The organism is Psychrobacter sp. 1U2, from assembly GCF_051847575.1.
In genome coordinates this window covers 1-1,309 of record NZ_JBPYDC010000252.1, presented here as the reverse complement: position 1 = coordinate 1,309, position 1,309 = coordinate 1, and the positions used below count along the sequence as shown (strand labels likewise).

The 1,309-nt window shown below is 45.9% G+C and carries 1 protein-coding gene and 1 other annotated feature; the gene reads right to left on the bottom strand.

Going from position 1 to position 1,309, the window contains the following annotated elements; translation table 11 throughout:
* Window positions 1-39: 39 nt before the first annotated feature.
* A protein-coding gene (locus ACS8FD_RS14935; protein WP_439276434.1) for an IS3 family transposase occupies window positions 40-1,259 on the bottom strand; the annotation gives its coding sequence in 2 pieces (ribosomal slippage) (window positions 40-983 and window positions 983-1,259; 1,221 coding nt in all).
* Window positions 868-984 (bottom strand) — a sequence feature (AL1L pseudoknot). Its footprint overlaps the gene before it by 117 nt.
* Window positions 1,260-1,309: the final 50 nt, after the last annotated feature.

The window sequence follows — 1,309 nt, the reverse complement described above, 5'->3', positions numbered from 1 at the left end:
TGAACCGCCCCGACTTTATCGGAGAGTGTTTTACTTGAGTCAGGCAGCAATGCCTGACAGGGTTAAATTATCATAATACCGCTTTTCAAATTCAAAAGGTGACACATATCCAATCGTGCTATGCAAACGGGTTTTGTTAAACCAGTCCACCCATTCAAGGGTTGCCAATTCAACATCGTTCACACCATGCCATTGTTCTTTTAGATACTCAATCACCTCAGACTTATAAAGCCCGTTAACCGTCTCAGCCAATGCGTTGTCATAAGAGTCGCCTGTTGTACCAACAGAGGCGATCACGCCAGAGTCAGCCATCTTATCAGTGTAGCGAATGGATAAGTACTGAACCCCTCGATCACTGTGATGAATCACATCTTTGGGATGGTTTCTATCTGCTATTGCTTGATTTAAAGCCGCCATCACCATATTCGTGTTCATACGATTAGATACCTTCCAACCAACGATAGCACGGGCAAACACATCAATAATAAAAGCGGTATAGACCCAGCCGCTTGTCGTCTTGATATAGGTAAAATCTGCAACCCACAGCTGGTTAGGACGATAAGCGCTAAAGTTACGATTGACTAAGTCATCAGCGCGCTTTTGGTCGTCACGGCTGTTGGTGGTAATCTTGCCTTTGCCACGCCAGACGCCTTGTAGGCCATACTGCTTCATTAATCGCTCTACGGTACACCGAGCAACCTTTAACCCGTCAGCTTTCATCTGCTGCCAGACTTTACGCACACCATAACGGCATTTACTGTCCTGCCAAATACGTTTAATCTCGCTGAGATAATAGTCGTCATGCTGACTGCGCAGTGAACGCTTGTGTGGGTTGTCGCTTAAGTCTTGAGCACGATAATAAGTTGACGGGGCAATCGGTAATACTCTACAGATCAGCTCGACCCCATAATTATTCTTATGATCGTCGATGAATTGAATCATGATTTTAGTCAGCGGTCGAGCTCCGCCTGGGCGAAAAAAGCAGCAGCCTTACGTATAATCTCATTGGCTTGCTTGAGCTCTTTATTCTCGCGTTCAAGCTCTTTAATACGTTGCTCTTGGCTTTGAGCTTGCACTGAAGCAGGAATGGTTTGATCGATGTGCTTTTTATGCCAAGACCGCAGAGTTTCAGGCGTGCAGCCAATCTTAGGGGCAATGGCTTGAATAGCTGACCAGGTAGAGGGATAGTCATTTGCTGCTTCAATCAGCATGCGAACGGCGCGTTCTTTAATCTCAGGAGTGTAGTTTCGTGTTTTCATTGTCGTATTCTCTCAGAATGTTAAGTCTCCGACAATCCCGGGGCGGTTCA